The sequence below is a fragment of the Brevundimonas sp. GW821-FHT12C05 genome, from assembly GCF_058807475.1.
Map to the genome: position 1 here is coordinate 258,865 of NZ_JBXAQS010000002.1, position 22,797 is coordinate 281,661.

Genomic DNA, 22,797 nt, shown 5'->3' on the forward strand with positions numbered 1-22,797 from the left:
AATGAAACCCGGCAAATCCAAACGCCGTCTGGTCATTGCCCTGATCGCCCTGGGGGTGATCGCCGTAGCCATCGGCGCGGCCGTCGTCCTGACCAGCGGGAAGATCCGCTACACGGACGACACCGTCGATGTGGAGCTGATCCCGCCCAGTTCCTCCGCGAACTGACCCCGTCGAGGGGAACCTTCATTCTGAACAGGGCTTCATCGGAGCGCCGGAATATGGTCAGGCTCGGGTCACGCCCCTGACAGACCGGGTCTGCAAGACGGCATGATCGACAACCATCCCGAACGGGAGAAGACCTGATGACCGTCTCGCGTAGAGCTTTCGCGCTTGGATCCGCCGCCGTCGCCGCCATCGCGGCCCTGCCCGCCCATGCCCAGGCCGGTCTATCCGCCGAGGACCAGGCGACCCTGCAGCGCGCCCAGACCTATCTGCAGGGCCTGACCTCGGCCCAGGGCAGCTTCACCGAGGTCTCAGGGCCCCAATCGCGCGAGGGACGTTTCTATCTGCAGCGCCCCGGCAAGATGCGCTTCGAGTACACCAACCCGGCCGGCCTGCTGGTCGTCTCGGACGGCCACAACGTGAAGCGCTACGATCCGCGGCTGAACAATTTCCAGCAAGTGCCGCTGGGCCAGACGCCGCTGTCGACCTTCCTGGCCCGCAATGTCCGCCTCGATCAGGGCGTCCGCATCGACCGCGTCACCCGCATGCAGTCGGGCGCCTTCGCCATCACGGCGCGCGACGCCCGCCGTCCGAACGACGGCCAGATCATCCTGTCCTTCGCCGGCGCGCCGGTCCGCCTGTACGAGTGGACCATCATCGACGCCCAGGGAGGACGCACCACGACACGGCTGACGACGCTGGAGCCCGCCTCCAATCTGGCCGCCAGTCTGTTCCAGCTGCGCGACCCCACCCGCAGGCCGGGCCGGAACTAGGTTTTCGCCTTTCGCGCGAAGCGTGGCCATATCGACACGCTGAAACCGCGACCGGAATCGGTTTGACATTTTCCGGGGTGCGTGGCACTTTCGCAACAGATCGGCGGGAGCCGATCTGAACCGCTACGGATTTCATCCCCTTCCCGGCGGCGAGAGAGACGAACTTCCCCGCGCCCGGTCCACTGCGACCGGGCGCTTTTTTTCGCCCTGCGCCGGGGACTGTTCGGGGCGGCGGCGGCATTGTACGGACAGGCATGTCCGCATCGTCCCGTTACCTCGACTGGCTCAGCAGCAAGCTCGCCCTGCCCGGCGAAGGCGCGCGGGCGGAGGACGGCCACCCCCGCGCCGTGCTGGGCTATGCGACCGGCTACGCCGCCGCCGACCTGATGCCGTTCGTCCGGTCGCTGAGGGCCCATTTCGACGGCCAGATCGTCCTGACCGCCGACGACCGGCCCGACATTCGCGCCCTGTTCGCCGAGTACGGCGTCACCGCCGCCGAACGCCCGCCCGCCGGCTCCTGGTCGCCCCACCCCGTGATGGAGCGTTTCGCCGCCTATGACGCCTGGCTGACCGCGCGGCCGTGGGTGAAGGAGGTCCTGCTGACGGACGTCCGCGACGTGATGTTCCAGGGCGATCCTTTCGCGGAGCCTGCGCGCGGCCTGGAAGTCTTCATCGAGAGCGAGGGCTCGACCCTCGCCGACCACAGCTTCGACCAGAAATACCTCAAGGCCCTGGTCGGTCCCGCCGTCACGGCCCGGATCGCGGACAAGCCCTGCCTGTGCGTCGGCACCGTCTTCGGCCCCGCCGTCGAGGCGAGCCGGCTGTGCAAGGCCATCCTGCTGCTGGCCGCCATCCCCCGGTCCGAGATCGGCGGAATCTTCGGCGCGGACCAGGCCGCCTGCAACCTGGCGGTCCACCTCGGACTGATCGAAGCCGACGTGCGGCCGAACTACGGACGGGTGGCCACCATCGGGGATCGCGCCCAACCGGTGCTGCGCCCCGACGGCCTGATCGCCAATCCGGACGGAAGCGTCAGCCCCGTCATGCACCAGTACGACCGCCACAAGATCCTGGCCGACGCCGTGCGCAAGCGCTGGGGCGCGCCTGAGGATGTCGCGGTCAAGGGCCGCACCAAGTCCCTCTCAGAACGCCTGCAACGCCTGTCCGTTTCGGTCGCCCGCCGCCTGCCGGAACTGCGCTGATCCCATGCTTCGTATCGCCACCTGGAATATCAACTCGGTCCGTCTGCGCGCCGATCAGGTCAGCCGCTTCGTCGCCGAGAGCGGGACCGACGTCCTGTGCCTGCAGGAGATCAAATGCCTGGAGGACCAGTTCCCCCGGGCCGCCTTCGAGGCCATGGGCCTGCCGCACCTGAAGATCGGCGGCCAGAAAGGCTGGCACGGCGTGGCCATCGCCAGCCGCAAGCCGATCACCGAGGCGCCGAAGTTGGACGTTTGCCGCGAGGGCCACGCCCGCTGCGTCGGCGTCGTGGTCGACGGCGTCGAGATCCAGAATTTCTACATCCCGGCCGGCGGCGACATCCCTGATCGGGCGGTGAATCCCAAGTTCGACCACAAGCTGGACTTCTACGAGCGCCTGACCGCCGACATGGCGACGCGGGACAAACAGCGCCCGCTGGTGCTGGCCGGGGACTTCAACATCGCCCCGGGCGAGAACGACGTCTGGAACCACCGCTACATGTCCAAGGTGGTCAGCCACACGCCGATCGAGGTCGAGACCCTGCGCCGCCTGCAGGAGGCGGGCGACTTCTGCGACGTGCTGCGCGACCAGATCCCGGAGCCGGCCAAGCTGGCCAGTTGGTGGAGCTACCGCGCCGCCGACTTCCGCAAGTCCAACCGCGGCCTGCGGCTGGACCACCTGTGGACCTCGCCGGGTCTGACCGCCGCCGTGAAGCCGGGCAGCGCCCGTATCCACGACGATGTCCGCGCCTGGGAGCAGCCCTCGGACCACGCCCCGGTCACCATGGACCTCGACGTCTAGAAACGAACCTCTTCCGCCAGGAAGTCGAGGAACACCCGCACCCGTGAGGGCAGTCGTCCGCCGTGGCCGACATAGACGGCCCGCGTCTCCTCGATGTCGCCGGGATTGAAGGCCTCCAGAACCGTCACCAGCCGCCCGGCCTCCAGGTCGCGGTGAATGTGGAACAACGACAACCGGGCCAGCCCCACGCCCGCCAGCGCCAGCCCCCGCGCCGTCTCTCCGTCCCCCGCCGTGGCCGGGCCGCTGACGGGCCGGGTGATCTTCTGGCCCTCCCCCGTCACGAAGGGCCAGCCGTCCATATGGCGGGTGAAGTTGAAGCCGATCAGGTCATGGGCGGCCAGATCGTCCAGTGTTCGCGGCGTTCCGCGTCGGGCCAAGTAATCGGGGCTGGCCACCACCGCCATCCGCGTCTCGAGCAGTTTGCGCGCCATCAACTGCGACGCGGGCATGGGGCCGACGCGGATGGCCACGTCCGCCCGCTCGTCCATCAGGTTCACCACCTGATCCGTCAGCACCAGATCCAGCGCCACCTCCGGATGGCGGGCCCGGAACAGGGGGGTGAGCGGGATCAGGCAGTGCAGGCCGAACGGCACGCTGGAGTTGACCCGCACCCGCCCGCGCGGCGTGGCCGAGGCCGTCACCGACCGCTCGGCCTCGTCGATGTCGGCCAGCACCCGGATCGCCTGGTCGTGAAACACCTGCCCCTCCGGCGTCAGGGTCAGGCTGCGCGTCGAGCGGTTGATCAACCGCGCGCCCAGCCGCGCCTCCAGCCGTGACAGCAGCTTGCTGACCGCTGACGGCGTCATGCGCAGCGACCGCGCCGCCGCCGACAGGCCACCGGCCGCCACAACGCGCACGAAGACCTCCATTTCGCCGGAGCGGTTCAGATCAAGCCGGGCCATCGTTGATTTGATCTCACAGATGCAGGTCTTTGATGACATCTAGTGCGGAAACCGGCGCTCCGCCATCTGCGCTCCATGACCAGCGCCCCCTCCCGCACCCCGCTCGCCCTCTACGCCCTGACCGTCGGCGCCTTCGGCATCGGCGTCACCGAGTTCGTCATCATGGGCCTGCTGTTGCAGGTCTCGGGCGATCTGGGCGTCTCCGTCCCGGCCGCCGGCCTGCTGATGACCGGCTATGCGCTGGGCGTCTTCGTCGGCGCGCCCCTGCTGACCATCGCCACGCGGACCCTGCCCAAGAAGACCACCCTGCTGGTCTTGATGGCCATCTTCACCTTGGGCAACCTCGCCTGCGCCGTGGCTCCGACCTACGAACTTCTGATGGCGGCGCGGATCCTGACGGCCCTGGCGCACGGCACCTTCTTCGGTGTCGGCGCGGTGGTGGCGACCCAGCTGGTCGCACCCGAGAAGAAGGCCTCGGCCATCGCCATCATGTTCACCGGCCTGACGCTGGCCACCCTGCTGGGCGTGCCGTTCGGCGCCTGGCTGGGCCTGCAGTTCGGCTGGCGCTCGACCTTCGTCGCCGTCACCGGCATCGGCATTCTGGCCCTGGCCGTCCTCGCCGCCTTCGTTCCCGCGACGAAGACCACCGAGCCGCTGGGCCGCCTGCGCGACGAGTTCGCCGTGCTGAGGCGCCCGCAGGTCCTGCTCGGCCTGGCCATGACGGTGCTGGGCTTCGGCGGGGTCTTCGCCATCTTCACCTACATCCAGCCGATCCTGACCGAGATCTCCGGCTGGTCCGAGGCCGCCGTCTCGCCGATCCTGCTGGTCTTCGGCGCGGGTCTGGTCGGCGGCAACCTGCTGGGCGGCAAGCTGGCCGACAAGCGCCTCGCCCCGGCCCTGCTGGGCACGCTGGCAGCCCTGACGCTGGTGATGTTCATCTCCGGCTGGGCCTTCCACGACCGGATCGGCGCGATCGTCGCGACCTTCTTCCTCGGCGCCGCCGCCTTCTCGACCGTCGCCCCGCTCCAGCTGCGCGTGCTGCAGCAGGCCGGCGGCGCGGGCCAGGGGCTGGCGTCCAGCCTGAACATCGCCGCCTTCAACCTGGGCAACGCCTTCGGCGCCTGGCTGGGCGGGGCGGTGATCGCGAGCATCGGCATCGCCGCCGTGCCGATGATCTCGGCCGCCGTGCCGCTGGCCGCCCTGGGGCTGGCGATCCTCAGTTTCTCACTTGAGCGCCGCGCCCGCGTCGTTCCCGCCTGAAGGAGTTCCCCATGGAAACCCGCCGTCTCGGAGCGTCCACGCTCGAAGTCCCCGTCCTCAGCTTCGGCGCCGGCACCTTCGGCGGTCAGGGACCGCTGTTCAGCGCCTGGGGCGACACCGACGTCGACGGCGCCCGCCGCCTGATCGACATCGCGTTGGAAGCCGGAGCCAATCTGTTCGACACCGCCGACGTCTATTCCAACGGCGCGTCGGAAAGCATTCTCGGCGAGGCGCTGAAGGGCCGCCGCGACGCCGCCCTGATCTCCACCAAGATCGGCCTGCCGTTCGGCGACGATCTCGCCGACAAGGGAACCGGCGGCGCGCGTCTGCTCCGGGCCGTCGACGACGCGCTGACCCGCCTGCAGACAGACCGCATCGATCTGCTGCAACTGCACGCCTTCGACGCCCGCACCCCGATCGAGGAGACGCTGGCCGCCCTGGACGCCCTGGTGAAGGCCGGCAAGGTCCTGCACGTCGGCGCATCCAACTTCTCGGGCTGGCAGCTGATGAAGTCGCTGGCCCTCGCCGACGCCAACGGCTGGCCGCGCTATGTCGCCAACCAGGCCTACTATTCCCTGGTCGGCCGCGACTACGAATGGGAGTTGATGCCGCTGGGCCTGGACCAGAACGTCGGCGCCATGGTCTGGAGCCCGCTCGGCTGGGGACGCCTGACCGGCAAGCTGCGCCGCGGACAGCCCCTGCCCGCCGGCAGCCGCCTGCACGACACCGCCGCCTTCGGTCCGCCCGTCGACGACGAGCGCCTGTACCGCATCGTCGACGCCCTGGACGAGATCGCGGCCGAGACCGGCAAGACCGTGCCCCAGATCGCCATCAACTGGCTGCTGCGCCGTCCCACCGTCTCCAGCGTCATCCTGGGGGCGCGTAACGAGGAGCAGCTGCGTCAGAACCTGGGCGCCGTGGGCTGGGCGTTGACCCCTGAGCAGGTCGCGCGCCTGGACGCCGCCAGCGCGGTGACGCCGGCCTATCCCTATTATCCGTACTGGGGCGAGGGCGGGTTCCGAGCGGTCAATCCGCCGCCGGTCTAGGGGCGGCGGGAATCCGGGCGGGCTCAGCCGTCTCTGACCGGAACACCAGCCAGCTGGCCAGGGCGAAGATCCAGACGCTGACGCCGCCGAAGAGCAGCACCGCGCCCATGCCGTCGGCCAGGGCCTGGTGGATGACCGCCGCCGGCACGCCCGCCTCGGGCGGCGGCGTGGTTCCGGCCGCGACCTGTTCGGCGATCGCCTTCAAGCTCGCGGCGCCGGCGCCCGAGGGCGAGGCGGCGGCCAGGGAGGCGCGAACGCCCTCGAGCAGGATGAAGCCCATGACGGCGATGTTCACGGCCAGGGAGATCATGCGCGCGCTCATGTCGACGCCCGACGCCATGCCGGCGCGCTCGGGCGGGGCGGCGCCGGTCGTGGTGTTGGTGACGGGCGTGTTTGTCAGCCCCAGTCCCATGCCGGCGATGACGCAGCCCGGCAGGATCGTCAGGGCGCTGGCGCTCGCCGCCTCCGCGCCCAGCCGCATCAGGAAGAAGCCGAGCCCGATGGTGAAGAGCCCGGCCGGAATGACCACGCGCGGCTGAAGACGCAGGGACAGGCGCTCCGCGATCGGCGGCATGACCAGCGTCGGCAGCGTATAGGCCAGCAGCCCTATCCCGGCGGCGACGCTGTCCAGGCCCAGGCCCGCGCTGAACCAGATCGGCAGGTAGATCATGAAGGGCCAGTAGCTGACGTTCATCGCCGCCGACCCCAGGATCGCGCCTGAGAAGGCGCGAATCCGGAAGATCGAGAAGTCGATCATCGGCCGCCGGGTCGCCCGCTCGACCAGCACGAAGGCGACCGCGCTGGCCACGGAGACGCCCAGCACCACGAGCGCCGCTGGGTTGGCGAAGCCGAGCGCCGGACCCTGGGTGATGTACCAGGCGAGGCAGAACACCGTCAGGGAAAGGGTCGCGATGCCGGCGAGGTCCAGGCGCGCCGCGTCCGGGTCGCGGGATTCCTCGATGGCGACTGCGGCCAGGGCGATCACGGCCACCGCCAGGACGCCGTGGATCAGGAACACCCATTCCCAACCCCAGACCGCGACGATTCCACCGCCGATCAGCGGGCCGAAGCCCAGGCCGACGCCGGCGACGACTCCCCACCAGGCGAAGGCCCGGCTCCGCTCGCTCGCGCTACGGAACTGGTGGGACAGGACGGCGATCCCGCAGACCAGCATGGCGCCGCCGCCCAGCCCCTGAAGGGCGCGGGCCGCGATCAGGATCGGCGTGTTCGGGGCCAGGCCGCACATCAGGGACGCCAGGCCGAAGGCGACGACGCTGGCGATGAAGACCCGCTTGCGCCCGAACCGGTCGGCCAGGGTCCCAGTCCCCATCAGCACCACCGTCACGGCGATGGTGTAGGCGTTCATGATCCACTGCAACTCGGCGAAGTCGGCGCCCAACACCGCCGGATCGCGAAGCGTCGGCAGGATCGCCGGGATGCTGGAAATCTCCAGGCCGAACATCAGGGCGGACAGGCAGACCGCGAACAGGGCGATCACGCCGCAGCGGCGCGCGGAGACAGCGGGGTCGGTGACCATGAAGGACCTCTCGTAACGGTGAGAGGCGAACCTAGTGGGGCTCCAGTCACAACAAAACTGGATGTCTGGTCATTTCAGAGATAACAAAGACGGATGACTTCAGCGATCACCCTGGACGTCAGCGCCGTACGGGCGTTTGTCGCCATCGCCGACCTGCGCAGCTTCACGCGCGCCGCCGAGGCGCTGGGCTCCACCCAGGGCGCGATCAGCGTCAAGTTGAGACGGCTGGAGGATCAGCTAGGCCAGCGGCTGATCGAACGCACGCCTCGGCTGGTCCGGCTCTCGCCCCAGGGCGCCCTGTTCGTCGACGGCGCCCGCGACTTCCTGGCTGCGCACGAAAAGGCGGTCGCCGCCCTGTCGAAGTCGCGACGGCGCTTCGCCCTAGGCGTCGCCGCCCACGTCGCCGGGCCGGAAGTGACCACCCTGCTGGCGCATCTCAACGCCTATGATCCCTGCCTCACCATCGAGGTGCGGATCGACACGCCTCGTGCGCTGTTGGACGCCTTCGATCGCGGCGAACTCGACGCCGCCATCGTCCGGCGCGAGGACGTCCGGCGCGACGGCGAAGTGCTGGGACCCGAACATTTCGGCTGGTTCGCGTCGCCCAATCTTCGATGCAGACCGGACGAGCCGCTACGGTTCGCCGCCCTGTCGACCGAATGCGGCGTCAGGAACATCGCCACCCAGGCGCTGGACGCCGCCGGCATCCCCTGGTCGGAGGTGTTCGTGGGCGGCAGTTCCTCGGCCGTCGCCGCGGCCGTGTCGGCGGGGGTGGCGATCGCGGTCTTCCCCCTGCGGCTCGCGCCGCCCGGGACGGTCGAAGTGAGCGAACGCTATGCGCTGCCGCCCCTGCCCGATTCAGAGATTCTGCTGTTCTCGACCCTGGTCGACGCCAAGTCCCGCGAGGCCCTGCGGACGATCGCGGCCGGGTTCCGGTCGCACCGTTCCCGCGAGGCTTCAACCCTGGTCGCCGAACCCGCCTAGAAGGAAAACGGTCTAGGGCTGCAGCCGGTATCCGCCCGCATCGGTCAGCAGCAGCCGGGCCTGGCCGGGCTCCGGCTCGATCTTCTGGCGCAGGCGGTAGATGTGGGTTTCCAGCGTGTGGGTCGTGACCCCGGCGTTGTAGCCCCACACCTCGGTCAGCAGCTCCTCGCGCGATACGGCCTTGGCCCCGGCGCGGTAGAGATACTTCAGGATGTTGGTTTCCTTCTCGGTCAGCCGGACCTTCTTGCCCTTGTCGTCGACAAGGACCTTGGCCGCCGGACGGAATTCGTAGGGCCCGATGCGGAAGACGGCGTCTTCCGACTGCTCGTGGCTGCGCAGATGGGCGCGGATGCGCGCCAGCAGGACCGCGAAGCGGAAGGGCTTGGTGACATAGTCATTGGCCCCGGACTCCAGTCCCAGCACCGTATCGGAATCCGACGACTGGGCGGTCAGCATGATGATCGGGGTCGAGACGCCGTCCTTGCGCAGCAGGCGGCAGGCCTCGCGGCCGTCCATGTCGGGCAGGTCGACGTCCAGCAGGATGAGGTCAGCGCGGACCTCCCGGCCCATCTTCACGCCCTCGGTGGCCGTCGAGGCCTGGACTGGGCGGAAGGCCTCGTGAAGCGCCAGCTGCTCGGCCAAGGCCTCGCGCAGGTCGTCGTCGTCGTCGATGATCAGGATCGTCTTGGGCGTCGGCATGGGTCCAACAATGGAGAGAGCCGGTCCAAACGCCAAGGGCGCCGGTCCGTCAGGGCGTGATTTTCAGTCCGAAGGGGGCGTTTCGCCGCGATTTCGTTCCCCGAACAGGGCCGAACCGACGCGAACATGGGTCGCCCCGAAGCGGATCGCGACCTCATAGTCGCCGCTCATCCCCATCGACAGAACGTTCAAGCCGTTCCGGCGCGCGATCTTGCGCAGCAGGGCGAAATGGATCCCGGGAGCCTCGTCCGCCGGCGGAATGCACATCAGCCCCTCGACGGTCAGCCCCGCGGCCCGCGCCTGGGCGACCAAGACGTCCGCCTCTTCCGGCAGGACCCCGGCCTTCTGCGGTTCGGCGCCCGTATTGACCTGCACCAGAACCCGCGGCGTCCGACCCGCCTTCCCGGCCTCCGCCGCCAGCGCCTCGACCAGTTTGGGCCGGTCCAGGGTCTCGATGACGTCGAACAGGGCGACGGCGTCGGCGACCTTGTTGGTCTGTAACGGCCCGATCAGACGCAGTTCGAGGCCCGGCGCGGCGCGGCGTTCGGTCCAGTGTCCTTGCGCCTCCTGAACCCGGTTCTCGCCGAACACCCGCTGTCCCGCGGCCAGCGCCGCCTCCAGCGCCGCGTCGGGCTGGGTCTTGGTCACCGCAGTCAGGGTCACGGTCGCCGGATCGCGCCCGGCGATACGGCAGGCGCGGGCGATCTTGCGACGGACGGCGTCGAAGCTGGACGCGATGGAAGGATCGGGGGAAGAGGAGGTCATGAACCGGTCGGACGCGGATACCCTGTGGCGGATCGCCAGCGGTCTAGCCCGTGAAGCCGCCAAAGTCAGCCGGGCGCAAGGCCGCCCGGCTCCCGACCTGCCGCCCCTGCTGTTCTTCACCGATCCCGAGCGCACGCCGCGTCCGTGGGAGGTCGCCGAACGCCTGCCCATCGGCGCGGGCGTGGTCTGGCGCCATTTCGGCGCCCCGGACGCCCATGAGACGGCGTTGCGGCTGCGCGAGGCGACGCGGCGGCGCGACGGCCTGCTGCTGATCGGCCTGGACGCCGGCCTGGCCGAGGCGGTCGAGGCCGACGGCGTCCACCTGCCCGAAACGGCCATTGGCGAAGCCGCCGCGCTGGCGGCCCGCCATCCGGACTGGACGATCACCGCCGCCTTCCACGGCCTGTCCGACTTTCCCGATGTCGTCGGGATCGATGCCCTGATCGTTTCCCCGATCTTCCCCGCGGGCGGAGCGTCCGCCTCGAAGACGCCCCTCGGCGTGGATCGATTGAAAGCGCTGGCGAAGGCCTCCCCGGCGCCGATCTACGCCCTGGGCGGCGTCGACGCATCGAACGCGCACGAGCTCATCGGCTCGGGCGCCTGTGGAATAGCGGGAGTGGGGTCGATCCGCGCGGCCTTCGGAGCCGGTTAGAAACGGAAGATCGATTCCAGGCGGAAGCGAGCCGCCGGACGCTCGGTCTGCGGCGCGCGGGCCGGATCGCGCTCGGTCTCGGCCAGACCGGCGGCGGCGCCGACCCGCAGGCGCGGATTGACGCGGTAGTAGGCCCCGGCCTCGACGTCGCCCAGGGAGTCCTCGCGGCCGACCGGCTGGCTCATGTTCAGGTCCAGACCCCAGCGGCCGCGCTCGGTGAACCGCATACGGCTCTGGCTCGGCGTGGCGGTGCGGGCGGCGTTGGCTTCGCTCAGGGAGACGCTGGGCGCACGACCCCGCGACGTCGCGGTTTGGGCCGCGGCGGCGTCCGCGACGGCGACGAGGCCAAGCCCCGCGACCAGTCCAGCGATGACGGCGCTCTTGCGCATGTCCTGCCCTTCACGTCCCGCCGGGGGTCCCGGCGTGATCTGTCGCCGGCAAGTAGACACCGCCAGACAGCCCGGTCAACGGAACGGCGACGCTGAACGTCAGTTCCGTGCGACTCAAAGAGACTCCTGTGGCGCGAGCGTCACGGCTACGGCCTCCCCCGCCGCGTGCGCGCCGCCTCCCGGACACGATCCGGCGCCGCTTGAAACGTCTTCGCCTTGTCATCGCCCCTTTTCGCCGTGTTATAGAGCCTCGCTTCGGCTCTGACCCGCGTTCGGGCGGCCCGGCGCGTGCGACGGAAGGTCCGGCGTACGCCCTTGATCGAATGGAGAACTCTCGATGGTGCTGGTTCGCGGTGCGACGCTCGCCCTGATCGCCTCGGGCCTGGTGCTGGGCGCCTGCTCTGCCGAACGCCCCTTCGGTCCCACCGTCGGCGACGTCTTCGGCGGCGGAAAGCCTTCGGCCACCGCGGCGCGCGCCGCCCAGACGGGCATCGGCGTGAACGCCTACCTGTGGCGCGCCACCCTGGACACCTTCGCCTTCATGCCGCTGGCCAACGCCGACCCGTGGGGCGGCGTGATCAATTATGACTGGTACACCGACCCGCAAACGCCGAACGAGCGCTTCAAGGCGACCGTCTTCATCCTCGACACCCGCCTGCGCGCCGACGCCCTGAACGTCACCGTGACCAAGGAAACGCGTGATGCGTCGGGCAATTGGGTCGGCGCTCCGGTGGCGGCCCAGACGGAAACCGACCTGGAGAACGCGATCCTGACCAAGGCGCGCCAGCTCAACCTCCAGAACGCCGGCTAACACCCTCTCACGACCACCGCCTCCTTTAGGCCGCGCCCTTCAGGAGCTGCCTAAAGGATTCCCGTGGCCCGCTACGAGCCCAAGACCGCCGAACCCCGCCAGCAGGCCCGCTGGGCGGCCGCCGACGCCTTCCGTACGCCGACCCAAGGCACGGGAAAGCCGAAATACTATGTGCTGGAGATGTTCCCCTATCCGTCGGGGAACATCCACATGGGCCACGCCCGCAACTACGTCATGGGCGACGTCGTCGCGCGGTCCAAGCGCGCCCAGGGCTTCGACGTCCTGCATCCCATGGGCTGGGACGCCTTCGGCCTGCCGGCCGAGAACGCGGCCATCGAACGTGGCGTCCATCCCGGCGATTGGACCTGGTCCAACATCGCCGCCATGCGCGAGCAGCTGAAGCTGCTGGGCCTGTCGCTGGACTGGTCACGCGAGTTCGCCACCTGCGACCCGGCCTACTACGGCAAGCAGCAGGCCTGGTTCCTGGAGCTGTTCAAGCGCGGCCTGGTCTATCGCAAGGACTCCGTCGTCAACTGGGATCCGGTCGACAACACCGTCCTGGCCAATGAGCAGGTCGTCGACGGCCGCGGCTGGCGCTCCGGCGCGATCGTCGAGAAGCGCAAGCTGAACCAGTGGTTCCTGCGCATCACCGACTACGCCGACGACCTGATCGAGGGCCTGAAGGAATTGGAAGGCCGCTGGCCTGACAAGGTCCGCCTGATGCAGGAGAACTGGATCGGCCGCTCCAAGGGCCTGCAGATGACCTGGGCCTGGGCCGGAGACGCGCCTGACGCCGCCCCGAACGGGCTGGAGATCTACACCACCCGCCCGGACACCCTGTTCGGCGCCAGCTTCATGGGTATCGCCGCCGACCATCCGGTCGCCCGCGCCCTGGCCGAGGCCAACCCCGACGCCGCCGCCTTCGTCGCCGAATGCCGCAAGGGCGGCTCGACCCAGGCCGAGATCGAACAGGCCGAAAAGATCGGCTTCAATACCGGTCTGACGGTCCGGCATCCCTTCGACGGCCGCGAGGTCAGCGTCTGGATCGCCAACTTCATCCTGTCCGACTACGGCACCGGCGCCATCTTCGGATGTCCCGCCCATGACCAACGCGATTTCGAGTTCGCGACAAAATATGATCTGCCGATCATCCCGGTTGTGAGACCTGATGGCGCCGGCGACGATTTCACCGTCGGAACAGAGGCTTACACGGGTCCCGGAGCCATCTTCCACTCGGACTTCCTGGACGGTCTGGATATAGAGACCGCCAAGGCCGAGGCCATCGCCCGCATCGAGGCGGCCGGCCAGGGCGAAGGCAAGACCATCTATCGCCTGCGCGACTGGGGCGTCAGCCGCCAGCGCTACTGGGGCTGTCCGATCCCCATCGTCCACTGCCCGTCCTGCGGCGCCGTGCCCGCCGCCGACCTGCCGGTGGAACTGCCCAAGGACGTGACCTTCGACACGCCCGGCAATCCGCTGGACCGGCATCCGACCTGGAAACACGTCAAATGCCCGTCGTGTCACGGTGATGCGACCCGCGAGACCGACACCCTCGACACCTTCGTGGATTCCAGCTGGTATTTCGCCCGCTTCACCGACCCGACGGCGTCCGAGCCGATCTCGCGCGACGCGGCCGACCACTGGCTGCCGGTCGATCAGTACATCGGCGGGGTCGAGCACGCGGTGCTTCACCTGCTCTATGCCCGCTTCATCAGCCGCGCCCTGAGCGACGCCGGCCTGATGACGGTCAAGGAGCCCTTCGCCGGCCTGTTCACCCAGGGCATGGTGGTCCACGAGACCTACCGCCGCGCCGACGGCGCCTGGGTCGAGCCGACCGATGTCGAGCTCTCCAACGCTGACGGCGTCCGCTCGGCCCGCCAGCTCTCGACCGGTGAGACCCTGACCATCGGCGACATCGAGAAGATGTCCAAGTCCAAGAAGAACGTCGTCGCCCCGCAGGAGATCGTCGAGACCTACGGAGTCGACGCCGGACGCCTGTTCGTTCTGTCCGACAGCCCGCCCGAGCGCGACGTGCAATGGACCCCCGGCGGCGTCGAGGGCGCCAGCCGCTTCGTCCAGCGCGTCTGGGCCGAGGTGGAGGGCTACGATCCCGCCTTCGCCGGCGAGGCCGACGCCAACGCCGCCCTGCTGCGCGAGACCCACAAGGCCATCAAGGCCGTGTCGGAAGGCATCACCGGCTTCCGCTTCAACTCGGCCATCGCCAAGCTCTACGCCTTCGTCGCCACCGTGCGCGATCACTCCAAGGCCGGCGGCGACGCCCGGCGCCAGGCCCTGTCGGCTATGCTGCGCCTGGTCGCTCCGTTCACCCCTCACCTGGCCGAGGAAGGCTGGACGCGGCTGGGCGAAGAGGGGATGATCCTGGACGCGCCCTGGCCGGAGTACGATCCGGCGCTGGCGGCCGATGACGAGGTCACCCTGCCCATCCAGGTCAACGGCAAGCGCCGCGGCGAGATCCGCGTCGCCCGGGGGCTGGAGCCGGCGGCGGTCGAGGCCATCGTCCTGGCCGATCCGGACGTTCAGGCGCGACTGGAGGGTCTGACCGTGAAAAAGATCGTCGTGGTCAAGGATCGCATCGTCAACGTGGTGGTCGCGTGATGGGAATGCTCGCCCCACGCGGCCTGGCCTTGGCGCTTGTCGCATCGCTGGGACTGGCCGGTTGCGGCTTCACGCCCCTGTACGGCGACGCCGGCGCCGGGACCTCCCTGTCGCGCATCGCCGTCGTCGCCCAGGACGACCGCCTGGGCTACCGCGTCCGCGAACAGCTCGAGGACGCCCTCGGTCGCGACGGGTCGCAAACGCCCCTGTGGCGTCTCGAGACCACCCTTGAGCAGTCGCGCCGCCCCATGGGCCGGCGCATCGACGACACCGCCACCCGCTATGAACTGACCGTGCGCGGAACCTGGACCCTGACCCCGACGACCGGCGGCGCCCCCGTCACCGGCGTCGAGACCGTCACCACCACCTATGCCGCCGCCGACCAGCCCTATGCCGCCATCGCCGCCCAGCAGGACGGCGAGGAGCGCGCGGCGGCCGAACTGGCGCGCCTGATCCGGCTGGACCTCCTCAGGACCCTGTCCGCCCCGTGATCCTGTCGAAGCGGCCCGAGGTCGATCGCTTCCTGAAGTCTCCGGACAAGGGCGTTCGCGCCGCCGTCATCCACGGTAAGGACCGCTCGGGCGTGGCCGAACGGGCCGAGATCCTGTGCAAGGCGATCACCCCGGACCTCAACGACCCCTTCAACGTCACCGTCCTGACCGACAGCGATATCGACGGCGACGAGGTCCGGCTCGATGAAGCCCTGACCGCGCTCAGCATGATCGGCGGGCGCCGCCTGGTGCGGGTGCGCCTGTCGGCCGAGAAGGCCTCCATCGACAAGATGCTGGCGGCGGCGCTGAAGTCCCATGCCGCCGGCGACTTCAATCCCGACTGCATGCTGGTCATCGAGGCCGGGGCCCTGGGCCGCGACTCCGCCCTGCGCAAGGCCGCCGAGGCCGACAAGGCCGCCGTCGGCATCGCCTGCTATGAGGACGAGACCGGCGACGTGGCCCGGATGACGCGCGAGGCCCTGGCCACCGACAAGGTCGGGCTGACCCAGGACGCCCTGGACCGCTTCGTCGCCCGCCTGCCCCGCGAACGCGGCCTGATGCGGCAGGAGATCGAGCGGCTGGTTCTCTACATCGGCCCGGGCAGCGGCCGCAGCATCGACACCGCGGAGCTGGAACTGCATCTGGGGGTCGAACCCGACGCCTCTCTGCAGGACGCCGCCCTGCAGGCGTTCGGCGGACGCCCCGGCCCCGCCCAATCCGGTCTTCGCCGGGCCCTGGCCGAGGGTGAAAGCCCTGTCATGGCGGTGAGACAAGCGTCTATCCACCTCGGAAAACTCCGCAGGATCAATGTCTTGCAGGGCAACGGAGCGAACGCCAAGGAGGCCGCCAAGGCCGCGGGCGTATTCTGGAAGCAGGAGGCGGAGATGCTCCGTCAGGCCCGCAGCTGGCGTCTGGACGACCTCGACAAGGTGCTGGACAGCGTCAACGCCGCCGATATCGCCACCAAGACCACGGGCTCGCCCGACCAGCTGATCGCCGAACGCCTGCTGCTGGAGATCTCGTCGCGCGCTAGAAGGCTGGGGCTCTAGCCCCGCTTCGACGCCTTGCGGAAGGCCGGCTTGTTGGCCGCCGCGCTCTGGCGGGCCATGCTCTTTTCGGCGTGCTGGGCGGGTTTGAAGCCGCCGGCGGACGGGGCGGCGCCGCCCCCGGCCTTCTTGGCGGCCAGGGCCTTCTTCATCGCTTCAGCGGTCGGGTTGGTCGGCTTGTCGGTCATGGCCTCAGTCTGACATGCTCATGCGCGCCGTCCAGACCCTTGCGCCCTCATCATGATCGGGTGTGAGCGCCACCTCCCCGATATCGACCAGCCCGGCCCGTTCCAGCCCGGCGCGATACTCCGCGGGCTCCAGGCTGGCGTGGTACAGGGGCTGATCCATCCATTCGCCCATGGCCACGCCCCGTTCAGATCCTCCGATGAACATGAGCGCGCCGCCTGGCCGCAGGTGCCGGGCGTAGACCGCCGCCATCGCGCCTTGAGCCTCCGCCGTCAGATGAAAGGCGCTGAACCAGGCCAGAACGCCATCAAACCGTCGGCCCAGATCGAGCCCGCGCATGTCGTCCACCCGCCACTCATGCTCCGGAAAGGCGGCCCGGCAGCGCGCGATCAGACCCGGCGAGGCGTCGACGCCCGTCAGGCGGAACCCCCGCCCGATCAGCCACTCCCCGATCGGCCGCCCGGAGCCGCACCCCAGGTCCAGCACCTCCGCGCCCTCGGGCAAGACCGCCGCGTAGCGTTCGAGATGGGGGCGCTCGTCCGCCGTCGGCAATCCGTCCCGTATCCGGGCCCAGTCGTCGGCGTGCCGACTGTAGAGGCCGATGATCGCCTCGGCCGCCGCCTCGACCGGATCCGTCATCTCAGCCGCGCATCAGGCGACGGCACAGGTCATCCAGCTGTTCCAGCGTGCCGTAGCGGATGGTGATCTCGCCCTTGCCGTCCTTGTCGACCAGCTGGACCTTCAGGCCCAGGGCGTCGGCCAGATCCTGCTCCAGCGCGGCCACGTCGGCCGAGCCCTCGCCGTCGGCGCGCACGGCCTTCGCCTTGACCGGCTTGGGTCCTTCGGCGGCGCGGCGCGCCAGCGCCTCGGCCTGACGGACGTTCAGCCCGCCGTTGACGATCTCATTGGCCAGCTCGACCGCATTGGGCGATCCCACCAGGGCCCGGGCGTGGCCGGCGCTCATCTTGCCGTGCCGCACGTACCACAGCACTTCTTCGGGCAGCTGCAGCAGGCGCAAGGTGTTGGCGACATGGCTGCGGCTCTTGCCGACGATGCCCGCCACCGCGTCCTGGGTGCGGCCAAAGCGCTCCATCAGCTGGCGGTAGGCGTCGGCCTCTTCCAGCGGGTTCAGGTCCGCGCGCTGGACGTTCTCGATGATGGCGACCTCGAACACCTCGACGTCGTCCATCTCGCGCACGACGATCGGCACCTCGATCAGACGGGCCAGTTGCGAGGCGCGCCAGCGGCGTTCGCCGGCGATGATCTGCCAGACGCCGTCCTCGCCGGGCTGCGAGCGCACCAGGATGGGCTGAAGCACGCCCTTGTCGCGGATCGAGGCGGCCAGTTCCTCAAGGATGTCCGGCGTGAAGATCTTGCGCGGCTGGTCCGGATTGGGCTTCAGGCTCTCGATCGGCGCCAGACGAACCCCCGCGGGCGTCGCCGTGCCATCGACCGGCACCGCCTCTCCGGCCTGTTCTCCCAGAAGGGCCGACAATCCCCGGCCCAGGCCGCGCTGACGTTCGCTCAAGATACTGATTCCGTTCTTCTAATTATTCAGGCGGCAACTTGCAGGCGGCGTTTCCGCTCGCGCGCCACCACCTCGCGCGCCAGCCGCAGATAGGCCTGGCTGCCGGCGCATTTCAGGTCGTAGATCAGCGCGGGCTTGCCGAAGGACGGCGCCTCGGCGACCCGCACATTGCGCGGAATGACGGCGTCATAGACCTTTTCGCCGAAGTGAGCGCGCACGTCGTTCGCCACCTGGCCCGACAGGGCGCTGCGGCGGTCGTACATGGTCAGGACCAGGCCCTGGATCTCCAGCGACGGGTTCAGGCTCTGGCGCACCATGTCCACCGTCTTCATCAGCTGTGTCAGACCTTCCAGCGCGAAGAACTCGCACTGCAGCGGCACCAGCACGGCGTCGGCGGCGGCCATGGCGTTCAGCGTCAGCAGGTTCAGCGACGGCGGGCAGTCGATCAGGACATAGTCATACCGGGTCTGACCGTCCTTCCCCTGCCCCGCCAACGCATCGCGCAGCCGGAAGGAGCGGCGATCCGCCTGGCTCAGTTCGATCTCGACCCCTGACATGTCCGCGTCAGCGGGAATGATGTGCAGCCCCGGCACCGAGGTCTGGACGGCGGAATCATCGACGGAGCGGCCGTCCACGATGACGTCGTAGATGGTCACCCGGCGTGTTTCACGTGGAACACCCAGACCCGTGGACGCATTGCCCTGCGGATCCATGTCGACGATCAGCACCTTCTCGCCGATCGCGGCCAAGGCCGTGCCCAGGTTGATCGCCGTGGTCGTCTTGCCGACCCCGCCCTTCTGGTTGGAAACGGCCAGAACGCGGGTCTTACCAGTTTTTGACACGGCTAATTCCACGGACAGATACGATACGGCCGCGCGGGTCGCTGCGCGAGACGGAGAGGTCGCTCTTGAATTGCCAGACCTTGCGGGCCTCGGCCACCTCAACCTCGGCCTTTTCCCCCTTCAGGAACAGTCCGCGCGCACCGCGTTGTAGATAAGGCTGTGCATAGCCCAGGAGCTTCTCCATCGGAGCCACCGCGCGGGCCGTGACCACCTCGACGGTGACCGCATTCTCCTCGGCCCGGCCGTTGATCACGGTTGCACGAAGGGACAGGGCGTCGACCACCTCTTGCAGGAAACGGCAGCGTTTGCCGAGACTGTCGATCAGCCAGACGTGGCTCTTCTGTTCAGTCTTCAGCATGATCGCCAGCACCACGCCGGGGAAGCCCGCCCCGGCGCCGAGGTCGGCCCACATCTTCGCCTCGGGCGCCAGGTCCAGCAGCTGGGCGGAGTCGCGAATATGCCGGCTCCAAATGTCCGGCAGGGTGTCCGGGCCGATCAGGTTCATCACCGCATTGGCCTCGGTCAGCCGATCGATGAACCGCTGCAGGTCGCCCATCTGGGCCGGGGTGGCGTTGAACTCCGCTTGGAAGGCCGCCGCATCATAATTACTCACGCCGCGACTCCGAAAGGCTTGGGCGCCTTCTTCACATGGGACAACAGCGCCGTCAGGGCGCCCGGGGTCATGCCCTCGATCCGCCCGGCCTGACCGAGGGTGCGCGGCTGGACCATGGACAGCTTCTCGCGGACTTCATTGGAAAGCCCGCCGATCACGGCGTAATCGAGGTCCACCGGCAGGGCCAGCGCCTCTTCCCGGCGCAGGGCCTCAGCGTCAGCCGCCTGGCGGTCCAGATAGCCGGCGTAGCCCGCATCGATCTCGATCTGCTCGCGCACCTGGCGGGGCCAGTCCCGAATCTCGGGCCGAACGCTCTCGAAGGTCGCCAGCGTTACGTCCGGGAAGGACAGCAGGTCGCAGATCGACCGGCGCTGCCCGTCGGCGTTGACCTTGATCCCCAGCTCCCCCGCCTCCTTGGGCGTGAACCGCGTTTCACGTGAAACAGCGGCGGCCTCGGCCAGCGCCGCCGCTTTCCGCGCGAAGGCCGCGGCCCGCTCCGGTCCGACAATTCCGGCCTCGACGCCGATCGGCGTCAGCCGCTGGTCGGCGTTGTCGGCGCGCAGGGTCAGCCGGTACTCCGCCCGGCTGGTGAACATGCGGTAGGGCTCGGTCACACCCTTGGTGACCAGGTCGTCGATCATCACCCCGATATAGGCCTGGTCCCGGCCGAGGATCAGCGGATCGGAATCGGCGGCGGCGCGGGCGGCGTTCAGTCCGGCGATCAGCCCCTGGGCGCCCGCCTCCTCATAGCCGGTCGTGCCGTTGATCTGCCCTGCCAGATACAGGCCGGGCCGCTTCTTGACCTCCAGTGCCGCGGTCAGTTCGCGCGGATCGACATAGTCGTATTCGATGGCGTAGCCGAAACGGAACACCTCAACCTGCTCCAGCCCCGGAATGGTGCGCAGGAAGGCCAGCTGGGTCGCGTCGGACACCGAGGTCGAGATGCCGTTCGGATAGACGGTCGGGTCGTCCAGACCCTCGGGCTCCAGGAAGATCTGGTGCGAGGTCTTGTCGGCGAACCGCACCACCTTGTCCTCGATGGACGGGCAGTAGCGAGGGCCCCGCCCCGACAGGTGGCCGCCGTAGACAGCGCTTTCGCCCAGGTTCTCGGCGATGATCCGGTGGGTTTCCTCGGTCGTATGGGTCACGCCGCAGGTGATCTGCGGCACGTCGATCCGGTCGGTCAGGAAGCTGAACGGGACGGGCTCGTCGTCCGCCGCCTGGCTCTCCAGCCGGTCCCAGCCGATGGTCCGTCCGTCCAGCCGCGCCGGCGTGCCGGTCTTCAGCCGCCCCATCATGAGGCCGGCGCCGTACAGGTCGGCGGCCAGTCCGGTGGACGGCGCTTCGCCGTGGCGGCCCGCCGGAATGCGCTGGTCACCCTTGTGGATCACCCCGTTCAGAAAGGTGCCGGTCGTCAGCACGACCGCGGCCGCCGACAGGGTCACGCCCTCGCCCGTCGTCACGCCCGACACCCGGCCGCCGTCGAGGGTCAGGCTTTCGGCCGTACCGGCCATCAGGGTCAGGTTCGGGGTCTGGGCCAGTTCGGCCTGCATGGCCTCGCGGTACAGGCGGCGGTCAATCTGGCTGCGCGGCCCCTGCACCGCCGCCCCTTTGGAGCGGTTCAGCAGGCGGAACTGAATGCCGGACACATCGCCCAGCCGGCCCATGACGCCGTCCAGGGCGTCGATCTCGCGCACCAGATGGCCCTTGCCCAGACCGCCGATGGCCGGGTTGCAGCTCATCTCGCCGATGGTCTCGAGCTTCTGGGTCAGCAGCAGGGTGCGCGCGCCGGTCCGCGCGGATGCGGCGGCGGCTTCGCAGCCGGCGTGGCCGCCGCCGATGACGATGACGTCGAAGGAGTTCATCGCGGGGACATAGTCGAAAACGCCCCCTTTCGCCACCGGAGTCGGCGGCGTGTTTCACGTGAAACAGATCATTTCCCGATGCAGAAGGTCGAGAACACCTCGCCCAGAATGTCCTCGACTCCGATGGCGCCGGTCACCCGGGCCAGCGCATCCGCCGCCCGACGCAGGTCGTCGCCGGCCATCTCGGGGGCGATATCCAGCGCGCGCCGCCCGGCCTCGACGGACGCCAAAGCCTCCTCAAGACGCCGCCGGTGCCGTTCCCGCGTCACCGCCGGGAAGTCCGCGCCGGACAGATCGCGCGCCAGGCGCGCTGCGATCCAGTCATCCAGCGCCGCCATCCCCTCCCCCGTCACGGTGCTGACGACCAGAGCCTCGCGATCTGGAGAAGCGGCCGGCCGATCGATATCCGCCTTGGTCAGAACCAGCAGGTCGCCGGGCCGGACATAGTCCACCGCCACGCCGGCAGCGTCTCCCGGCGCCCGGACCCACAGCCGCAGTTCGGCCTGTTCCGCCCGGACCCGCGCCCGGCGGACGCCCTCGGCCTCGACCACGTCTTCGCTATCGCGCAAGCCCGCCGTGTCCGACAGGGTCACGGCATAGCCGCCGATGATCAGGTCGGCGTCCAGCACGTCGCGCGTCGTCCCGGCGATCGGCGTGACGATGGCCGCCTCGCGCGCCACCAGCGCATTGAACAGCGATGACTTGCCGGCATTGGTTTCGCCGATCAGGACGATGCGATAGCCCTCGCGCACCCGCTCGCCCCGACCCGAATCCGCCAGGGCGGCTTTCAGGTCGACGATCAGTCCGTCCAGCACCGGCCCCGCGGTCCGCGCCAGATTGTCCGGCACCTCCTCGTCCGGAAAGTCGATCTCGGCCTCGACCAGGGCCAGCGCCTTGAGCAGGTCGCGGCGGAAACTGGCGTAGGCCGCGCCCAGGGCGCCGTCCAGCTGACCGAGCGCCTGCGCCGCCTGGGCCGTGGTCTCGGCGTCGATCAGGTCCGCGACCGCCTCGGCCTGGGCCAGATCCATCCGTCCGTTCTCGAAAGCCCGGCGGGTGAACTCGCCCGGATCGGCCGGGCGAAGACCCAACGCGACCAACGCCGCGCTCGCCGCTTCGACCACCGCTCGGCCGCCGTGCAGATGCAGTTCGGCGCAGTCCTCGCCGGTGTAGGAGTTCGGCCCCGGAAAGCGCAGCACCAGCGCCTGGTCGATGGTCCGCCCCCCGTGCGTCAGGGTCCGCAAAGCGGCCATCCGCGCCTTCAGGCCCGGCGCGCCGAGCGCGGCTAGGGCGGCGTCGGTCGCGGGACCGCTCAATCGCACGATGGCGATGGCCCCCCGTCCGGGCGGGGTGGCGAGGGCGAAGACGGTGTCGGTCATTCGGAGGCTACGGCTTGACCGCGCTTTCCATCAAACGACGGAACTGGTCCTGGGCCTGCAGGCCGAAGCTGGTCCAGGTCTTCATCAGTTCGTCGGGCTGCATCGCCGAGATGTTGTCGTCCATCCGCTTCTTCATCTCATCGACCAGATGCTCGTTCAGCGGGGCCACATCCGGCAGCCCCATGAAGGCCCGCGCTTCGGCCGGGGTGCAGTCGATCTCGACATTGATTTTCATGGGATCGCTCCAATCTG

At 69.2% G+C, this 22,797-nt stretch carries 25 protein-coding genes; 12 read left to right on the plus strand and 13 right to left on the minus strand.

From position 1 onward, the window contains the following. Nucleotide 1 precedes the first annotated feature (1 nt). The 4 genes from AC1RRF_RS10575 (at nt 2) to xth (ending at nt 2,937) form a co-directional block, all read left to right on the plus strand. Nucleotides 2-166 (plus strand): hypothetical protein, encoded by a 165-nt coding sequence (locus AC1RRF_RS10575; RefSeq protein ID WP_492834397.1) that lies wholly within the window; start codon nt 2-4, stop codon nt 164-166. A 137-nt stretch (nt 167-303) separates the two neighbouring features. Next, the gene (locus tag AC1RRF_RS10580; RefSeq protein WP_492834398.1) at nt 304-936 is read left to right on the plus strand and encodes a LolA family protein; all 633 of its coding nucleotides are present in this window, start codon (nt 304-306) and stop codon (nt 934-936) included. A 254-nt stretch (nt 937-1,190) separates the two neighbouring features. Next, nucleotides 1,191-2,138 carry a hypothetical protein gene (locus AC1RRF_RS10585; protein ID WP_492834399.1) on the plus strand — a complete coding sequence of 316 codons (948 nt, stop codon included), beginning with the start codon at nt 1,191-1,193 and terminating at the stop codon, nt 2,136-2,138. 4 nt (nt 2,139-2,142) lie between these two features. Next, nucleotides 2,143-2,937 carry an exodeoxyribonuclease III gene (xth, locus tag AC1RRF_RS10590; protein WP_492834400.1) on the plus strand — a complete coding sequence of 265 codons (795 nt, stop codon included), beginning with the start codon at nt 2,143-2,145 and terminating at the stop codon, nt 2,935-2,937. On the opposite strand, the gene AC1RRF_RS10595 is transcribed toward xth, so the two are convergent. Continuing rightward, complete coding sequence (locus tag AC1RRF_RS10595; protein WP_492834401.1) at nt 2,934-3,839, minus strand: LysR family transcriptional regulator; 906 nt, start codon at nt 3,837-3,839, stop codon at nt 2,934-2,936. The two genes, xth and AC1RRF_RS10595, sit on opposite strands and share 4 nt — an antisense overlap. A 75-nt stretch (nt 3,840-3,914) precedes the next feature. On the opposite strand from AC1RRF_RS10595, the gene AC1RRF_RS10600 reads away from it, so the two are divergent. Further along, nucleotides 3,915-5,099 (plus strand): MFS transporter, encoded by a 1,185-nt coding sequence (locus AC1RRF_RS10600; protein WP_492834402.1) that lies wholly within the window; start codon nt 3,915-3,917, stop codon nt 5,097-5,099. A gap of 11 nt (nt 5,100-5,110) precedes the next feature. Then, entirely contained in the window at nt 5,111-6,145 is a 1,035-nt protein-coding gene (locus tag AC1RRF_RS10605; protein ID WP_492834403.1) for an aldo/keto reductase, read from the plus strand. Here AC1RRF_RS10605 and AC1RRF_RS10610 read toward each other — a convergent pair. Further along, the gene (locus AC1RRF_RS10610; RefSeq protein WP_492834404.1) at nt 6,126-7,682 is read right to left on the minus strand and encodes an MFS transporter; all 1,557 of its coding nucleotides are present in this window, start codon (nt 7,680-7,682) and stop codon (nt 6,126-6,128) included. The genes AC1RRF_RS10605 and AC1RRF_RS10610 overlap by 20 nt on opposite strands. A gap of 93 nt (nt 7,683-7,775) precedes the next feature. On the opposite strand from AC1RRF_RS10610, the gene AC1RRF_RS10615 reads away from it, so the two are divergent. Then, on the plus strand, nt 7,776-8,666 hold the full coding sequence (locus AC1RRF_RS10615; RefSeq protein ID WP_492834405.1) for a LysR family transcriptional regulator: 891 nt from the start codon (nt 7,776-7,778) through the stop codon (nt 8,664-8,666). A 12-nt stretch (nt 8,667-8,678) separates the two neighbouring features. Here AC1RRF_RS10615 and AC1RRF_RS10620 read toward each other — a convergent pair whose 3' ends face one another. Then, nucleotides 8,679-9,365, minus strand: coding sequence for a response regulator transcription factor (locus AC1RRF_RS10620; protein WP_291834768.1), 687 nt, complete (start codon nt 9,363-9,365; stop codon nt 8,679-8,681). A gap of 63 nt (nt 9,366-9,428) precedes the next feature. Then, a complete protein-coding gene (locus AC1RRF_RS10625) occupies nt 9,429-10,130 on the minus strand; it encodes a YggS family pyridoxal phosphate-dependent enzyme (protein WP_492834406.1) in 702 nt (233 codons plus the stop codon). Here AC1RRF_RS10625 and AC1RRF_RS10630 point away from each other — a divergent pair. Continuing rightward, nucleotides 10,129-10,782 (plus strand): thiamine phosphate synthase, encoded by a 654-nt coding sequence (locus AC1RRF_RS10630; protein WP_492834407.1) that lies wholly within the window; start codon nt 10,129-10,131, stop codon nt 10,780-10,782. The genes AC1RRF_RS10625 and AC1RRF_RS10630 overlap by 2 nt on opposite strands. On the opposite strand, the gene AC1RRF_RS10635 is transcribed toward AC1RRF_RS10630, so the two are convergent. Continuing rightward, nucleotides 10,779-11,171, minus strand: a complete 393-nt coding sequence (locus tag AC1RRF_RS10635) for an NtrZ family periplasmic regulatory protein (RefSeq protein ID WP_492834408.1) — start codon at nt 11,169-11,171, stop codon at nt 10,779-10,781. The two genes, AC1RRF_RS10630 and AC1RRF_RS10635, sit on opposite strands and share 4 nt — an antisense overlap. 337 nt (nt 11,172-11,508) lie before the next feature. Here AC1RRF_RS10635 and AC1RRF_RS10640 point away from each other — a divergent pair, with 337 nt between their 5' ends. From AC1RRF_RS10640 to holA, 4 genes are all read left to right on the plus strand, one after another. Next, a complete protein-coding gene (locus AC1RRF_RS10640) occupies nt 11,509-11,982 on the plus strand; it encodes a DUF3576 domain-containing protein (RefSeq protein WP_492834409.1) in 474 nt (157 codons plus the stop codon). Nucleotides 11,983-12,045: 63 nt separating this feature from the next. Beyond that, the gene (gene leuS / locus AC1RRF_RS10645; RefSeq protein WP_492834410.1) at nt 12,046-14,598 is read left to right on the plus strand and encodes a leucine--tRNA ligase; all 2,553 of its coding nucleotides are present in this window, start codon (nt 12,046-12,048) and stop codon (nt 14,596-14,598) included. Beyond that, nucleotides 14,598-15,089, plus strand: a complete 492-nt coding sequence (gene lptE, locus AC1RRF_RS10650) for an LPS assembly lipoprotein LptE (protein ID WP_492834411.1) — start codon at nt 14,598-14,600, stop codon at nt 15,087-15,089. The genes leuS and lptE overlap by 1 nt, the downstream gene beginning before the upstream one ends. Further along, nucleotides 15,086-16,138 carry a DNA polymerase III subunit delta gene (gene holA / locus AC1RRF_RS10655; protein WP_492834412.1) on the plus strand — a complete coding sequence of 351 codons (1,053 nt, stop codon included), beginning with the start codon at nt 15,086-15,088 and terminating at the stop codon, nt 16,136-16,138. Before lptE ends, holA begins: the two co-directional genes overlap by 4 nt. Here the strand turns inward: holA and AC1RRF_RS10660 are convergent. The 8 genes from AC1RRF_RS10660 to AC1RRF_RS10695 form a co-directional block, all read right to left on the minus strand. After that, nucleotides 16,135-16,323, minus strand: coding sequence for a hypothetical protein (locus tag AC1RRF_RS10660; protein ID WP_492834413.1), 189 nt, complete (start codon nt 16,321-16,323; stop codon nt 16,135-16,137). The genes holA and AC1RRF_RS10660 overlap by 4 nt on opposite strands. 4 nt (nt 16,324-16,327) lie before the next feature. Further along, nucleotides 16,328-16,960 carry a class I SAM-dependent methyltransferase gene (locus AC1RRF_RS10665; RefSeq protein WP_492834414.1) on the minus strand — a complete coding sequence of 211 codons (633 nt, stop codon included), beginning with the start codon at nt 16,958-16,960 and terminating at the stop codon, nt 16,328-16,330. Nucleotide 16,961: 1 nt separating this feature from the next. Continuing rightward, nucleotides 16,962-17,849 carry a ParB/RepB/Spo0J family partition protein gene (locus AC1RRF_RS10670; RefSeq protein ID WP_492834415.1) on the minus strand — a complete coding sequence of 296 codons (888 nt, stop codon included), beginning with the start codon at nt 17,847-17,849 and terminating at the stop codon, nt 16,962-16,964. Between the two features lie 26 nt (nt 17,850-17,875). Then, the gene (locus AC1RRF_RS10675; RefSeq protein WP_492834416.1) at nt 17,876-18,691 is read right to left on the minus strand and encodes a ParA family protein; all 816 of its coding nucleotides are present in this window, start codon (nt 18,689-18,691) and stop codon (nt 17,876-17,878) included. Beyond that, nucleotides 18,675-19,247, minus strand: a complete 573-nt coding sequence (gene rsmG / locus AC1RRF_RS10680) for a 16S rRNA (guanine(527)-N(7))-methyltransferase RsmG (RefSeq protein WP_492834797.1) — start codon at nt 19,245-19,247, stop codon at nt 18,675-18,677. Before rsmG ends, AC1RRF_RS10675 begins: the two co-directional genes overlap by 17 nt. Before the next feature lie 53 nt (nt 19,248-19,300). Continuing rightward, nucleotides 19,301-21,169 (minus strand): tRNA uridine-5-carboxymethylaminomethyl(34) synthesis enzyme MnmG, encoded by a 1,869-nt coding sequence (gene mnmG / locus AC1RRF_RS10685; RefSeq protein WP_492834417.1) that lies wholly within the window; start codon nt 21,167-21,169, stop codon nt 19,301-19,303. Between the two features lie 68 nt (nt 21,170-21,237). After that, entirely contained in the window at nt 21,238-22,545 is a 1,308-nt protein-coding gene (gene mnmE, locus AC1RRF_RS10690) for a tRNA uridine-5-carboxymethylaminomethyl(34) synthesis GTPase MnmE (protein ID WP_492834418.1), read from the minus strand. 7 nt (nt 22,546-22,552) lie between these two features. Beyond that, a complete protein-coding gene (locus AC1RRF_RS10695) occupies nt 22,553-22,780 on the minus strand; it encodes a DUF6489 family protein (RefSeq protein ID WP_492834419.1) in 228 nt (75 codons plus the stop codon). Between the last annotated feature and the right edge of the window lie 17 nt (nt 22,781-22,797).

Excerpts from the sequence above, each read along its gene's own strand:
- AC1RRF_RS10575 (WP_492834397.1), top strand. The coding sequence starts at position 2 with ATGAAACCCGGCAAATCCAAACGCCGTCTGGTCATTGCCCTGATCGCC.
- AC1RRF_RS10580 (WP_492834398.1), top strand. The coding sequence starts at position 304 with ATGACCGTCTCGCGTAGAGCTTTCGCGCTTGGATCCGCCGCCGTCGCC.
- AC1RRF_RS10585 (WP_492834399.1), top strand. The coding sequence starts at position 1,191 with ATGTCCGCATCGTCCCGTTACCTCGACTGGCTCAGCAGCAAGCTCGCC.
- xth (WP_492834400.1), top strand. The coding sequence starts at position 2,143 with ATGCTTCGTATCGCCACCTGGAATATCAACTCGGTCCGTCTGCGCGCC.
- AC1RRF_RS10595 (WP_492834401.1), bottom strand. The coding sequence starts at position 3,839 with ATGGCCCGGCTTGATCTGAACCGCTCCGGCGAAATGGAGGTCTTCGTG.
- AC1RRF_RS10600 (WP_492834402.1), top strand. The coding sequence starts at position 3,915 with ATGACCAGCGCCCCCTCCCGCACCCCGCTCGCCCTCTACGCCCTGACC.
- AC1RRF_RS10605 (WP_492834403.1), top strand. The coding sequence starts at position 5,111 with ATGGAAACCCGCCGTCTCGGAGCGTCCACGCTCGAAGTCCCCGTCCTC.
- AC1RRF_RS10610 (WP_492834404.1), bottom strand. The coding sequence starts at position 7,682 with ATGGTCACCGACCCCGCTGTCTCCGCGCGCCGCTGCGGCGTGATCGCC.
- AC1RRF_RS10615 (WP_492834405.1), top strand. The coding sequence starts at position 7,776 with ATGACTTCAGCGATCACCCTGGACGTCAGCGCCGTACGGGCGTTTGTC.
- AC1RRF_RS10620 (WP_291834768.1), bottom strand. The coding sequence starts at position 9,365 with ATGCCGACGCCCAAGACGATCCTGATCATCGACGACGACGACGACCTG.
- AC1RRF_RS10630 (WP_492834407.1), top strand. The coding sequence starts at position 10,129 with ATGAACCGGTCGGACGCGGATACCCTGTGGCGGATCGCCAGCGGTCTA.
- AC1RRF_RS10625 (WP_492834406.1), bottom strand. The coding sequence starts at position 10,130 with ATGACCTCCTCTTCCCCCGATCCTTCCATCGCGTCCAGCTTCGACGCC.
- AC1RRF_RS10635 (WP_492834408.1), bottom strand. The coding sequence starts at position 11,171 with ATGCGCAAGAGCGCCGTCATCGCTGGACTGGTCGCGGGGCTTGGCCTC.
- AC1RRF_RS10640 (WP_492834409.1), top strand. The coding sequence starts at position 11,509 with ATGGTGCTGGTTCGCGGTGCGACGCTCGCCCTGATCGCCTCGGGCCTG.
- lptE (WP_492834411.1), top strand. The coding sequence starts at position 14,598 with ATGGGAATGCTCGCCCCACGCGGCCTGGCCTTGGCGCTTGTCGCATCG.
- AC1RRF_RS10660 (WP_492834413.1), bottom strand. The coding sequence starts at position 16,323 with ATGACCGACAAGCCGACCAACCCGACCGCTGAAGCGATGAAGAAGGCC.
- AC1RRF_RS10665 (WP_492834414.1), bottom strand. The coding sequence starts at position 16,960 with ATGACGGATCCGGTCGAGGCGGCGGCCGAGGCGATCATCGGCCTCTAC.
- rsmG (WP_492834797.1), bottom strand. The coding sequence starts at position 19,247 with ATGGGCGACCTGCAGCGGTTCATCGATCGGCTGACCGAGGCCAATGCG.
- mnmG (WP_492834417.1), bottom strand. The coding sequence starts at position 21,169 with ATGAACTCCTTCGACGTCATCGTCATCGGCGGCGGCCACGCCGGCTGC.
- mnmE (WP_492834418.1), bottom strand. The coding sequence starts at position 22,545 with ATGACCGACACCGTCTTCGCCCTCGCCACCCCGCCCGGACGGGGGGCC.
- AC1RRF_RS10695 (WP_492834419.1), bottom strand. The coding sequence starts at position 22,780 with ATGAAAATCAATGTCGAGATCGACTGCACCCCGGCCGAAGCGCGGGCC.